Annotated in this window: 12 protein-coding genes; 5 read left to right on the top strand and 7 right to left on the bottom strand. The window is 57.2% G+C overall.

The annotated features are described in order from the left end of the window. Positions 1-119 precede the first annotated feature (119 nt). The 3 genes from malX (at position 120) to add (ending at position 4184) form a co-directional block, all read left to right on the top strand. Complete coding sequence (malX, locus tag J1779_RS01510) at positions 120-1733, top strand: maltose/glucose-specific PTS transporter subunit IIBC (RefSeq protein WP_056777271.1); 1614 nt, start codon at positions 120-122, stop codon at positions 1731-1733. Positions 1734-1793: 60 nt separating this feature from the next. Continuing rightward, a complete protein-coding gene (locus J1779_RS01505) occupies positions 1794-2978 on the top strand; it encodes a MalY/PatB family protein (protein WP_217202689.1) in 1185 nt (394 codons plus the stop codon). A 207-nt stretch (positions 2979-3185) separates the two neighbouring features. Further along, positions 3186-4184 (top strand): adenosine deaminase, encoded by a 999-nt coding sequence (gene add, locus J1779_RS01500; protein ID WP_217202688.1) that lies wholly within the window; start codon positions 3186-3188, stop codon positions 4182-4184. Positions 4185-4248: 64 nt separating this feature from the next. On the opposite strand, the gene J1779_RS01495 is transcribed toward add, so the two are convergent. The 4 genes from J1779_RS01495 to J1779_RS01480 form a co-directional block, all read right to left on the bottom strand. Further along, the gene (locus J1779_RS01495) at positions 4249-5259 is read right to left on the bottom strand and encodes a bile acid:sodium symporter family protein (protein WP_056777287.1); all 1011 of its coding nucleotides are present in this window, start codon (positions 5257-5259) and stop codon (positions 4249-4251) included. A gap of 60 nt (positions 5260-5319) precedes the next feature. Then, positions 5320-6363, bottom strand: coding sequence for an oxidoreductase (locus J1779_RS01490; RefSeq protein WP_056777292.1), 1044 nt, complete (start codon positions 6361-6363; stop codon positions 5320-5322). Between the two features lie 156 nt (positions 6364-6519). After that, positions 6520-7542, bottom strand: a complete 1023-nt coding sequence (locus tag J1779_RS01485; RefSeq protein ID WP_217202687.1) for a LacI family DNA-binding transcriptional regulator — start codon at positions 7540-7542, stop codon at positions 6520-6522. Between the two features lie 196 nt (positions 7543-7738). Next, positions 7739-8164 (bottom strand): CopD family protein, encoded by a 426-nt coding sequence (locus J1779_RS01480; RefSeq protein ID WP_217202686.1) that lies wholly within the window; start codon positions 8162-8164, stop codon positions 7739-7741. Positions 8165-8364: 200 nt separating this feature from the next. On the opposite strand from J1779_RS01480, the gene J1779_RS01475 reads away from it, so the two are divergent. After that, positions 8365-8958, top strand: coding sequence for a TetR/AcrR family transcriptional regulator (locus J1779_RS01475; RefSeq protein ID WP_217202685.1), 594 nt, complete (start codon positions 8365-8367; stop codon positions 8956-8958). Then, the gene (locus J1779_RS01470; protein WP_238485019.1) at positions 8955-9869 is read left to right on the top strand and encodes a DMT family transporter; all 915 of its coding nucleotides are present in this window, start codon (positions 8955-8957) and stop codon (positions 9867-9869) included. The genes J1779_RS01475 and J1779_RS01470 overlap by 4 nt, the downstream gene beginning before the upstream one ends. A 58-nt stretch (positions 9870-9927) precedes the next feature. Here the strand turns inward: J1779_RS01470 and J1779_RS01465 are convergent, their stop codons facing one another. From J1779_RS01465 to J1779_RS01455, 3 genes are all read right to left on the bottom strand, one after another. Next, positions 9928-10458: a chorismate mutase gene (locus tag J1779_RS01465; RefSeq protein ID WP_217202684.1), complete on the bottom strand. Its 531-nt coding sequence runs from the start codon at positions 10456-10458 to the stop codon at positions 9928-9930. A gap of 81 nt (positions 10459-10539) precedes the next feature. Continuing rightward, the gene (locus J1779_RS01460) at positions 10540-11376 is read right to left on the bottom strand and encodes an AraC family transcriptional regulator (RefSeq protein ID WP_056777310.1); all 837 of its coding nucleotides are present in this window, start codon (positions 11374-11376) and stop codon (positions 10540-10542) included. A 139-nt stretch (positions 11377-11515) separates the two neighbouring features. Beyond that, complete coding sequence (locus J1779_RS01455) at positions 11516-12283, bottom strand: phytanoyl-CoA dioxygenase family protein (protein ID WP_056777312.1); 768 nt, start codon at positions 12281-12283, stop codon at positions 11516-11518. Positions 12284-12424: the final 141 nt, after the last annotated feature.

Genomic DNA, 12424 nt, shown 5'->3' with positions numbered 1-12424 from the left:
GACCCGGCACAGAGGGAATGATCGAATATTGTGATTCACACCACGTATTATTTAGGTAAAACGTTTTATCTTTAGCGCCGTCAACACACAGCTAACACCAACACTTACAGGGAGCAGCTATGCCTGCCAGTAAAAAACAAAAAATTACGCTTTGGGAATTCTTCCAGAGTCTGGGTAAAACCTTCATGCTGCCGGTGGCTCTGCTGTCGTTTTGCGGCATCATGCTGGGCATCGGCAGCTCGTTAAGCAGCCACGATGTGGTGACCCTGCTCCCCGCACTGGGCAATCCGATCCTCCAGCTGATTTTCGTCTGGATGAGCAAAGTCGGTTCCTTCGCGTTCAGCTTCCTGCCGGTGATGTTCGCTATCGCAATCCCGCTGGGCATGGCGCGTGAGAACAAAGGCGTCGCGGCGTTTTCCGGCTTCGTCGGCTTCGCGGTGCTGAATCTGGCGATTAACTTCTACCTGACCGCCAACGGCACGCTGCCGACCGTGGATCCTGCGGTACTGAAAGCCAACAACATCCAGATGATCCTCGGTATTCAGTCTATCGACACCGGTATTCTGGGCGCGGTGATCGTCGGTATCATCGTGTACATGCTGCATGAACGCTACAACACCATCCGCCTGCCGGATGCACTGGCCTTCTTCGGCGGTACCCGTTTCGTGCCTATCGTCACCACCGTGGTGCTCGGTTTAGTCGGTCTGCTGATCCCGCTTATCTGGCCGTTCTTCGCCGCTGGCATCAACGGTCTTGGCCGTCTGATTCAGGGCGCGGGCGTGTTCGGGCCGATGATTTTTGGTTCCGGCGAACGTCTGCTGCTGCCGTTCGGTCTGCACCATATTCTGGTGGCACTGATCCGCTTCACCGAAGCCGGCGGTACGCTGGATGTCTGTGGCCGTGAAGTGAGCGGCGCGCTGACCATCTTCCAGGCGCAGCTTTCCTGCCCGACCACGCACGGTTTCTCTGAAAGTGCCACACAGTTCCTGTCTCAGGGCAAAATGCCTGCCTTCCTCGGCGGCCTGCCGGGCGCAGCGCTGGCGATGTACCACTGCGCGAAACCTGAAAACCGTCATAAAATTAAAGGCCTGCTGATTTCCGGCGTGGTGGCGTGCGTGGTGGGCGGCACCACAGAACCGATCGAATTCCTGTTCCTGTTCGTGGCGCCAGTGCTGTATGTGATCCACGCCATTCTGACCGGTCTGGGCTTCACCATTATGTCGGTTCTGGGCGTCACCATCGGCAATACCGACGGTAACATCATCGATTTCGTGGTCTTCGGCATCCTGCACGGCACGGCGACCAAATGGTATCTGGTACCCGTTGTGGCAGCCATCTGGTTTGCGGCTTACTATGCCATCTTCCGCTTCTCCATCATGCGCTTTAATATCAAAACGCCGGGTCGCGAATCGGAAAGCATGCCTGACGCAGCGCCGGTGCCTTCTTCCAGCAAATCCGGCTACAACGTCCCGGCTATTCTCAGCGCGCTGGGCGGTGCCGAAAATATCGTCTCTCTGGACAACTGTATCACCCGCCTGCGCCTTTCCGTCTCGGATATGTCACGGGTGGATGACGCAACACTGAAAGCTAACCGTGCCATTGGCGTGGTTCATCTCAACGACCACAATTTGCAGGTCGTGATCGGGCCGCAGGTACAGTCGGTGAAAGATGAACTGGATTATCTGATCCGCGAAGCGGCCAGCCATTCAGCTCCGCAAGGGGTGACGGCGTAAGCACTGAAACCGCAGGGCGACCTTGTGTCGCCCTTTTCAGCTTTCTTCAGGGAGTGAAAAATGACTTCAACTTCTTTCGATTTTTCCACCGTGGTGGATCGCCACGGCAGCTGGTGTACGCAGTGGGATTACGTCGCTGACCGTTTTGGCAGCGCTGATTTACTGCCCTTCACCATCTCCGACATGGATTTCGCCGCCGCGCCGTGCATTCTCGAAGCCTTGCAAAAACGTCTGCAACACGGCGTCCTCGGCTACAGCCGCTGGCAGCATGACGATTTCCTCGGCGCGGTCGCGCACTGGTATCAGCAGCGATTCAACAGCCAGATCGATCGCGACATGGTGGTATACGGTCCGTCGGTGATTTACATGGTGGCGCAACTGATCCGCCAGTGGAGCCAGCCGGGCGACGGCGTGGTGACCTTCACCCCCGCTTACGATGCATTTTTCAAAGTGGTGGAAGGCAATCAGCGCACCATGCTTTCCAGCCCGCTGACCAAAAAGGGCAACGACTGGGCGCTGGATCCACGCCAGCTGGAAACGCTGCTGGCACAGCCGACCTGCTCAGTGCTGCTGTTATGCAGCCCGCACAACCCGACCGGAAAAGTCTGGACGCGCGCAGAGCTGACGCTGATTGCTGAACTGTGTGAGCGCCACAACGTGCGGGTGATCAGCGATGAAATCCACATGGACATGGTCTGGGGCGACAATACGCATACGCCGTGGAATGAAACCGGCCGTGGCGAATGGGCGCTGCTGACTTCCGGCTCGAAAAGCTTCAACATCCCGGCGCTGACCGGCGCTTACGGGCTGATCAGCCACAAAGCGCAGCGCGAAGCCTATCTGCATCAGCTCAAAGCCTGCGACGGCTTATCCTCTCCGGCAGTGCTGGCGATCCACGCTCACGTTGCTGCTTATCAGGCCGGTGAGCCCTGGCTGGATGCGTTGCGCAACTATTTGCAGGGCAATCTGCGCTATGTGGCCGACAAGCTGAATGCCGCGTTCCCGGCCCTCAACTGGCAGCCGCCGCAATCCACTTATCTGGCGTGGATCGACCTGCGCCCGCTGGGCATTGACGACAAACTGCTGCAAAAAGAGCTGATCGAACATCAAAAAGTCGCCATCATGCCGGGATATACCTACGGTGAAGAAGGCAACGGTTTCCTGCGTCTCAATGTGGGCTGCCCGCGGTCGAAAGTTGAAGCGGGAGTTGAAAAATTAATCAGCGGTATCAGGGCATTACGGTAAGCGCTTCCCCCTGCGAAGGGGGAGAATGCACGGCGTGTTTGCAGGCGTTCTCAATGCCAGCACACACATCAGACGGCTGAGTTTTTCTTCATCCCCCACCCCAACCCTCCTCTTCGCCGGGGAGGCAGCAAAACCAAAACCTTCCTTGTTGCGCAACTAAATCCAGTTATAATGCCCCGCACATTTCAATAATAATGAGTGCACACCATGATCGACACACGCCTTCCCCTCACTGATATCCACCGCCACCTTGATGGCAACATTCGCGCTCAAACCATTCTCGATTTAGGTCGTCAGTTTAATCTGACCCTGCCTGCTGACGAACTCGACGCCCTGCGCCCGCACGTGCAGGTGATGCACGCGGAACCGGATCTGGTCAGCTTCCTGCAAAAACTGGACTGGGGCGTGAAAGTGCTGGGCGACATCGACGCCTGCCGTCGCGTTGCCAAAGAAAACGTGGAAGATGCCGCGAAGGCCGGTTTGCATTACACCGAGCTGCGTTTCTCGCCGTACTACATGGCGATGAATCACAATTTGCCGGTTGCCGGCGTGGTGGAAGCGGTGATCGAAGGGATCTGTGAAGGGCAAAAAAATCATGATATCGATGTGCGTCTGATCGGTATTCTGAGCCGTACTTTTGGTGAAGATGCCTGCGTGCAGGAGCTCGAAGGCCTGCTGGCGCACCGCGACGGTATTACCGCGCTGGATCTGGCCGGTGATGAACTCGGTTTTCCGGGCAGTCTTTTCCTCAGCCACTTTAACCGCGCGCGTGATGCAGGCTGGCGTATTACCGTTCACGCCGGTGAAGCGGCAGGCCCTGAAAGCATCTGGCAGGCCATCCGTGAACTGGGCGCTGAGCGTATCGGCCACGGCGTGAAAGCGGCGCAAGATCCGACGCTGATGGATTTCCTGGCGAAGCACCAGATTGGTATCGAATCCTGCCTGACCTCCAATATTCAAACCAGCACCGTGGCGTCGCTTGAGCAGCACCCGCTGGCGACGTTCCTGCGTCACGGCGTTCTGGCGTCGATCAATACCGATGACCCGGCGGTTCAGGGCATTGAAATCGCCAACGAGTACAACGTTGCCGCGCCAGCCGCGGGCCTGACGCAAAATGAAATCCGCAAAGCGCAGGAAAACGGCCTGACCATGGCCTTCCTGACCGATGCGGAAAAACAGGCAATCCGCGACAAAGTCTCGGCGTAACTGTTTCTGACTCCATAAAAAAGGGCGAGAATGATTCTCGCCCTTTTGTCTTTCTGTCAGCCGGTTATGCTGATGTCACGTCTTCTTTTTTCACCTGTGCAGCCGCGTCTTCACGCGCCACGCGTCTGGCATAACGCGAGGCCAGCACCGCGCACACCATCAGCTGGATCTGGTGGAAAATCATCAGCGGTAAGACCATCGCCCCGACGGCTGCCGCCGGGAACAACACGTTCGCCATCGGGATCCCGTTCGCCAGGCTCTTCTTCGACCCGCAGAAGACAATGGTGATTTCATCTTTAGTGTTAAAGCCAAACAAGCGCGCCACAAACGTATTGATGATCAACACAATGGTCAGCAGCACAATCGAGCAACCCAGCACCGCCAGCAGTGACCAGCCGTCAATCTGATGCCAGATCCCTTCCACTACCGCCGCGCTGAAGGCCACGTACACCACCAGCAGGATGGAAGAGCGGTCGGTCACGTTAACGATTTTCTTATGTCGCTGCACCCAGCCCCCGATCAGCGGACGGCACAGATGCCCGATGATGAAAGGTACCATCAGTTGCAACACGATCGACCCGATGGCATGCAGCGTATCGCTGGTGCCGCCCTGCGTATGCATCAGCAGGCCCACCAGCACCGGCGAAAGGAAAACGCCGAGAATGCTGGAGGCCGACGCGCTGCAAATCGCCGCCGGAATATTCCCGCCCGCCACCGAGGTGTAGGCGATGGCCGACTGCACGGTGGCAGGCAGCGCGCAGAGATACAGAAAACCGTAATACAGCGTCGGGGTTAAAATCCCCACCGGCACCAGCCATTTCATCCCCAGCCCCAGCAGCGGGAACAGTGCGAAGGTGCTGAGGAAAACGACAACGTGTAAACGCCAGTGGCCGATCCCCGACATGATCGCTTCGCGGGACAACTTCGCGCCGTGCATAAAGAACAGCAGCGCGATGGCCGCGGTGGTCAGGTGTTCGAAGATCGTTTTGTAAATCCCTTCACAAGGAAAGAACGACGCGACCACCACCACACAGATCAGAATCAGCAAAAACTTATCGATTTTTAACCAGGACATGGACCTTCCTTGCCAGATAAACAGGTGCGGTTAACACCTCGTGAAAATAACAACGGCGACTTATTTTTTGACGTTCAGCGTCGCGCGTTGCTCAGAAGATTGCATACCCAGTTCGATCAGTTCCATCACGCGGATAGCGTCGCCCGCGGGCACCGGATTTTCACCCTGGCCGTTAATCGCATCACGCACACCGGCGTAATAGGCCGGATAGTTGCCCGGCAGGGTCAGCAGCGATTTTTCCGCCAGCACGCCGTCATGGCTCAGCGTCACCACGCCATCGCGCATGTCGTAACCCCAGTCAGCCTGCGGCAAACGTTCGCCCGCTTTCAGACGATCTTCCTGAGGATCCAGCCCGAATTTCACATAGCTGCCTTTTTCGCCCTGTACGATAAAGCGCGCCGTTTCGGCCACGGCGTAGACGGTGCTGTGCAGCACCACGCGACGGCGCGGATAGGTCAGCACGGCGTTGAAATAATCCACCGCTTTACCGCCGGGGCGCAGCACCGCCAGATCGGCCTGTAAGGTGTCCGGCGTACCGAACAACTGCAATGCCTGATCCAGCAGATGCGATCCTAAGTCATACCAGATGCCGCTGCCCTGCGCCGCGCTCTCACGCCAGCGTTCCAGCACCTGCGGTTTGTAACGATCGTAATGCGATTCGAAATAAACGATATCGCCAAGAGAACCTTCGTTGATCAGCGTTTTCACGGTCAGGAAATCGGAGTCCCAGCGGCGGTTATGGAACACCGACAGCACTTTGCCTTTTTCACGCGCCAGCGCATCCAGCTCGCGGGCCTCTTCCAGCGTGACGGTAAAGGGTTTATCGACGATGACGTGCTTACCCGCTTCCAGCGCCAGTTTCGCCAGCGGGAAGTGCGTGGTGTTTGGCGTGGGGATCACCACCAGATCGATATCCGGATCGGCAAACACCTTCTCAGGGGAATCCACTACCCTGACCTGCGGCCATTCTGCATGCACTTTTCCGGCATCACTGCTCGACACCACGGCCAGTTCCAGACCCGGCGTGCCGTCGATCAGCGGTGAGTGGAAGGTTTTGCTGGCGAAGCCATAACCGATGAGGCCAACCCGCAGAGTTTGAGACATAGTATTTTCCTTTTGTTAACGGTCTTGCCCGTCAGGACGCAATGTGTCTGATTTGACACCAGGATAAGGTGGCGAACAAGTTAAAATTACGTTTTCTAAAGGTGATAAGCCGCTGTGATGCAGGCATAAATCCCCGCGAGATATTCCCTGATGGCCTTATGCGGATTCGCGGATCACTAGCGAATAGCCGAGATCCACCACGCTTTCCGCCACCGGAATGCCTTCGATTTTATCCGCCAGCATCCGGGCCGCCTTCACCCCGAGTTCCCACTTATCCACACTTACGGTGGTTATCGCCGGGCGGTTGTGGGCGGCAAAATTCAGGTCTGCGAAGCCGATAACCGACAGATCGCCCGGCACCCGCAACCCCTGCGCTTCCGCCTCCATAATCGCGCCCTGCGCCAGCGTGTCAGAACTGCAAATGATGGCATCGAAACGTTTACCCTCCGCCATCATCTGACGCAGCGCATTGCGCCCGATCTCCATATTCGCCGGACGGGAGACAATCAGCTCTTCAATCTCATGCTCAGGCCGGGTGCGCAACACCGCCTGCGCACCCTTTTTCCGCACCACCGCGCGGCGGTCAGAGGCACAGATAAAGCCGAAGCGGGTGAAGCCTTTATCCAGAAAATACGCGCCAATCGCGTTGCCGACTTTTTCATGGGAGAAGCCGATCAGCATGTCGATGGGCGTGGGCGTTAAATCCCAGATTTCAACCACGGGAATATTGGCGTTCAGAATAATGCGTTTCAGTTCTGAGGTGTGATGAATACCGGTGAGCACGATGCCGTCCGGGCGGCGGGAAAGCAGTGTCGCCACAATGTCCGTTTCCGCCTCCGGCTCGTAGCCGACAATGCACAGCAACATGTGGTAACCGCGCAGCGCCAGCTCATCGCTTATCGCCTGCACGGTATCGACAAACATATTGTTATTAATCTGCGGCACTACCACGGCGATAAGCTTGGTGCGGCTGGTCGCCAGCCCGCCGGCCAGCATGTTGGGGATGTAGCCGGTAATATTCACCGCATCCATCACGCGGGAGATAGTCGCCGGGCGCACCACTTTCGGGTTATTCAGCGCCCTGCTCACCGTCATCGGTGACAGACCGGCTTCTTTCGCCACATCTTCGAGCGTGGCAGAACGGGTTCGATTCTTATAGGTTTTTTGGGTGTTATTCAAAGCATTGCCCACTGTTTTCGGGTGTCAAAAATTAGAATGTTTGCGCAATCATTGCCAGTTTCTCACAGCGCCGCCAGCGGGTTAAGCTGAAAATGTTTAGTGTTTGTTACGAAATTGATGCCAATAAAAAATCCACGTCTGAGCGTGGATTTTTTGTTGCCGGTTAAGGCCGTTTTAGCCGGTCACTGCCGCACCGTTAAAAGGGTCTGATCACCGCTAACACCCCGATCACTGCCACGGCCACCACGATAATTGCCGACGCCTTACCTAAAATGGCGAAGTTTTTGGTCGGCTGGCCGATTGCACGGCGGCGAAGTTCACCGGAAAGCATGCCGTGAAGGGCGGAAAGCCCCACCACCACCAGCAGTTTGATCAGCAACCAGGCGTGCGGAAATTTGCCGTAACTGACAATCATCCAGATACCGGCGATCCAAAGCAGGAGCATCGCCGGGCTGGTGACGCAGCGGTTCCATTTGCGCACATAGCCGAGCAGCGCCGCCTGGCTGGCCTCCTTCGCCGCCGCGTTGCCGGTGACCGCGAAAACCATCGCCATCCCCATCATTCCGCCAATCCACAACACCCCTGCAATAACGTGTACGGCATTCAGCCACTCATGAAGCATGTTTTATTCCTTCTGAAAGTTAACGACATATTGCTCTGCCGGACAGAACCAACCCGCTGTCTGCAAACGGCTTTTACCGGATTATGTCTCTTTCCCCCAGTAAAGGCACGGTTAACCCGTCCACTTTGTCCCTTTCGTTTTTCGTCACCAGTAGGTAGACTGGTATACCTACCACTTACTCACCCCGAAGGAATTGCGCCATGCCAGTCTCCGATTCTCCCGCAGAAAGCGCCCGCGACCGCCTGCTGGGCGCGGCCAGAGTGTTGTTTTACAACGATGGCATCGCTGCGACGGGCATTGATGCCATCGTCAAAAAAGCCGGTGTGGCCAAAAAAAGCCTCTACAACAATTTCGAATCCAAAGCTGAACTGGTGGCCACGTACATTGAGATCCGCCACGACGAATGGCTGATGCTCTACAGCCGCCGTCTGCAACAGACTTCTGACGCCAGAGAAGGCGTGCTGGCGGTATTTCTGGCGTATGAGGATCACGCGGAATTCGCCTATGAGCGCGGCTTTCGCGGTTGCGGATTACTCAACGCCGCCGCAGAGTTACCCGCCGGCGCCCCCGGCAGAACGACGGTGCGCGGGCACAAAGAACAGGTGGAATCGATTCTGACCGCCCACCTTCTCACCCTGTTTAACGGCGATGAACTCAAAGCGCAGCGGATGGCGCGTCACTTCTCCTTCCTGCTCGAAGGGGCCATGTCCCGCGCGGGGCTTGAAGGCAACGGCGATTGTGTCCGGCAGGCCATGGCGATGGCAGAAGAGATGATGGAGGCGACGCAGGCATGAATCCCGGTGAACGTATGTCAGGCATGGGCGGCGTGCTGATCGCCGCACTGTTGTGGGGAACCACCGGAACGGCGGCGACCTTTGCGCCGGGCGTCAGCGCCGTTGCCATCGGTGCGGTGGCGATGGGCGTTGGCGGCATGTTACAGGCGCTGATCGCCCTGCGGGGCATTGCCCGTCACCGCGCCACGCTGCGCCACCACTGGCGGATGTTGCTGACCGGTGCGCTGGCGGTGGCGGTGTATCCGCTGGCGTTTTATGCCTCCATGCATCTGGCGGGGGTGACGGTCGGGACGGTGATTTCCATCGGTTCCGCACCGCTGCTGTCTGCACTGATTGAATATGGTCTTGACGGACAGCGCCTGACGCGCCGCTGGATGACCGGCGCGGCGGCGGGCGTCGCAGGCATGGTGCTGCTCTGTCTGGCCGAAAGTGCGCACTCCTCCTCCACGGCGCAGCAGTCAGAGGTGATCACCGGCATTGCGCTCGGGCTGCTGGCCGGTCTGACCTACGCCCTTTACTCTTGGGCGGCGCGTCATCTGATGCAGCGCGGAATTCCTTCGCGCACCGCCATGGGGGCGACCTTTGGCTTCGGCGGAATAATGCTGATGCCGGTACTCTTTGCTACCGGCGCGCCGTTGCTGGCCTCGTGGAATAACGCCGCCGTCGGCATTTACATGGCGCTGGTCCCGATGTTTATCGGCTATCTCTGTTACGGCTACGGGCTGGCGCGCATTCCGGCCAGTATGGCGACCACCATTACGCTGCTCGAACCCGCCGTTGCGGCGGTGCTTGCCGTGGTGATAGTCGGAGAAAGGCTGCCCGCTCTGGGTTGGGTGGGGATTGGCCTGATTGTCGCCTGCCTGCTGTGGATCACGGTGCCGGTGAAGAGACGCCGGCTGGCACAGGCGTAGAACAAGAGACGGGGGAATGGCAGCGAAAAGTGCGCCATTCCCGCCGGGTTGAGGGGTTTTACTTAGGTTTAATCATTCCCAGTGAATCTGCCAGGCGCTGTTTATCGGCATTACTCAGGTGCGGCGCGTTGAGCAGGCTGACCATCCGCGCACGCTCTTCCTTGCTGAATCCTCCGGCATTCAGTTGCTGGCTGAGCGCGTCGAGGATCAGTTTGTCGTACTGTGAAATCCGTTTTCTGACGTCCGCCAGATCGGCCGGTTTCCACTCAGGTTCCGGCTGCGACAGCCAGTCTGCCAGATAGCGGTACTGAATGGCTTTCGCCGCATCCATCTGCGCCTGAATAAACGGCGCGACCGACTGAGCGTCCACGCCCGCTTTCCCCGCCTCTTCCTGGGCTTCGGCCAGCACTTTCTGTTCCCTGACCAAATCCTCAACCGGTAAATGATGGGCCGCTTTATACCCCGCCACATCTTTCATCACCGCCATGCGCTGATTCATCGCTGAAGCCAGAGAAGTCGCCGCATCGGGGCTGGCGAAAGCCGAACTGGCCATGCAGAACAAAGATAAAAACAACACGAGCTGGTGCATCACTCATTCCTTATCATTACGGGTTAAAAAAAGTAGCATAGACCCGCAATAATACCGCAGAGTGACAATATGCAAAAAAAATCAGGGCAACTGGCTCAGCCACTGGCTGCGGTATTGCGAAGGGGATCGCGCAGTGCTTTTGCGAAACACACGGCAGAAATAATTGCTGTCCACAAATCCGCAATGACTCGCGACTTCTTTAATTTTCAGCTCGTAGCCTTTGAGCAGCAGTTTCGCCCGCTCCAGACGCACGTGATTGAGGTATTCGCTAAAGCCGATATCGCCGGATTTTCTGAACAGATGCGACAGGTAATTGGGGGTGATGTGGAAGCGTTTCGCCACGTTTTCCCGCGTCAGCGGCAGCGAAGCATTTTCGTCGATGTATTTTTTCACCATCTCAAACAGTGCGCCACTGCGGGTCAGCACCTGGGCCCTGTTGGATAACTGCTCAAGGCAATGGCTCAGCAATCCGGCCACCACGCAGCGGGCGGTTTGCTGATCGTCGGGAAGAGAAACGCTTTCATTCATGGCCTGCAACAGGAAGGATCCCACGCGCGGGCCGAGGCGCGGCACGCTCTGTTTGTCGGTGCCGGTGAAGGCCTTGCCATCCCAGAATTGCAGGCTGAAACCCAGCTTTTCTTTGCTGAACAGAATACTCAGCAACACCGCGGGACGGTCCCATACCGTCAGATTCCACTTCCCGCCGGGGATATAAACGGCGTCCCCCTGCCTGAGTAAACCCTTGTCGCGGGTGATACTGCGATCATGCACCTCACCTTCGACCACAAATTCGATACGCGGAAAGCTCACCACACAGGCCAGTTCGGGCGGCGGCTGGGAGTTATCCGGGAAGCGCACCACCGGCGCGCCGCTGCCGGACACCGATCGGAAAAGGGTTTCAATGACGTCAGTCAGCATGTGAGCCTCCGGGGATTTCCTTTTACCATAACATACCCGTAACAACTTCGATGTTATGCCGGTGGCGGACTCTGTGACCCTGCGCAAATTGCCAAAAAAAAGCCCGACCTGCAGGCCGGGCGTTTCACTCCGTCAGACGTCACAGCACGTCGAGTAACCATTTCTGCGCAGGTGTCAGACGGCTGGCCGTTTCGGGCTTCAGCCACTTGCGCTGATCCTGCTGCTGCATATCGTCACGGTCGATATACAAACTGTGCAGCACCCGGCGGCGTGTGCCGAGGGTGTTATTGGTGCCGCCATGCCAGGCGTGCGCGTTGTAAATCATGACACTGCCTGCGGGGGCTTCAAACATCACTTCATCAGGATGCGGCAGCGCGGGGTCGGCCAGCACCTCTTCCGGCAGCTCCGGGCGATGGTGCGTGCCGGGAATGATACGCGGCGCGCCGTTGGCAGCACTCAGATCGTCAATCGCCACGATGGCATTCACCAGATGCACTTTAGGGAAATCCGGGCGCGGTTTTTTCCAGTCTGCATGAAGCGGCTGATGCCCGCCGTGGTGCAACGCTTCCCGTCCGTTCAGGCTCGACACCTTGAAGGCTCCCTGAAAAATATGGCGGCAGACAGAAAGGATCAGCGGATGCGCCCAGACTTTTTCCCACACGGTGCCTTTGTTAATCATGTTAGCGATGCGCGTCGCGGTGGCTTCCTGATGGTGTTCCACCGCCAGATTATCGCCCTCTTTTTCCACCAGAGAATCAAAGGCACTGCGCATATCTTCCAGCCAGTCTTTGTCGATAACATCATGAATAACCACATAACCTTTCGTCTCCAGCTCATCGAGTTGCGCCGGTGACAACGTCTGATTTGCGCCCAGCGCGGTGAGATACTGTTCTGTTGAAGTGTTCATGTTTTGCCTCGTCAGTTAACGTTTGCGTAACATCAAACTACGGGGAAAGGAGCAGGAAAAAACGATGAAAATCCTACGGAGATCTGGATTTTTGTGGGATCGGAAACGGAATGTGAGATAGCGCGCCATGACGGCTTTTCC

It is taken from the genome of Rahnella rivi, from assembly GCF_019049655.1.
Lineage (GTDB): Bacteria > Pseudomonadota > Gammaproteobacteria > Enterobacterales > Enterobacteriaceae > Rahnella > Rahnella rivi.
This window is presented reverse-complemented; position numbering and strand designations above follow the sequence as displayed.

Bases quoted from the DNA above. Each gene is read 5' to 3' on its own strand.
- J1779_RS01455 (WP_056777312.1), bottom strand. From the start codon at position 12,283: ATGAACACTTCAACAGAACAGTATCTCACCGCGCTGGGCGCAAATCAG.
- J1779_RS01480 (WP_217202686.1), bottom strand. From the start codon at position 8,164: ATGCTTCATGAGTGGCTGAATGCCGTACACGTTATTGCAGGGGTGTTG.
- J1779_RS01465 (WP_217202684.1), bottom strand. From the start codon at position 10,458: ATGCACCAGCTCGTGTTGTTTTTATCTTTGTTCTGCATGGCCAGTTCG.
- J1779_RS01460 (WP_056777310.1), bottom strand. From the start codon at position 11,376: ATGCTGACTGACGTCATTGAAACCCTTTTCCGATCGGTGTCCGGCAGC.
- add (WP_217202688.1), top strand. From the start codon at position 3,186: ATGATCGACACACGCCTTCCCCTCACTGATATCCACCGCCACCTTGAT.
- J1779_RS01505 (WP_217202689.1), top strand. From the start codon at position 1,794: ATGACTTCAACTTCTTTCGATTTTTCCACCGTGGTGGATCGCCACGGC.
- malX (WP_056777271.1), top strand. From the start codon at position 120: ATGCCTGCCAGTAAAAAACAAAAAATTACGCTTTGGGAATTCTTCCAG.
- J1779_RS01490 (WP_056777292.1), bottom strand. From the start codon at position 6,363: ATGTCTCAAACTCTGCGGGTTGGCCTCATCGGTTATGGCTTCGCCAGC.
- J1779_RS01470 (WP_238485019.1), top strand. From the start codon at position 8,955: ATGAATCCCGGTGAACGTATGTCAGGCATGGGCGGCGTGCTGATCGCC.
- J1779_RS01475 (WP_217202685.1), top strand. From the start codon at position 8,365: ATGCCAGTCTCCGATTCTCCCGCAGAAAGCGCCCGCGACCGCCTGCTG.
- J1779_RS01495 (WP_056777287.1), bottom strand. From the start codon at position 5,259: ATGTCCTGGTTAAAAATCGATAAGTTTTTGCTGATTCTGATCTGTGTG.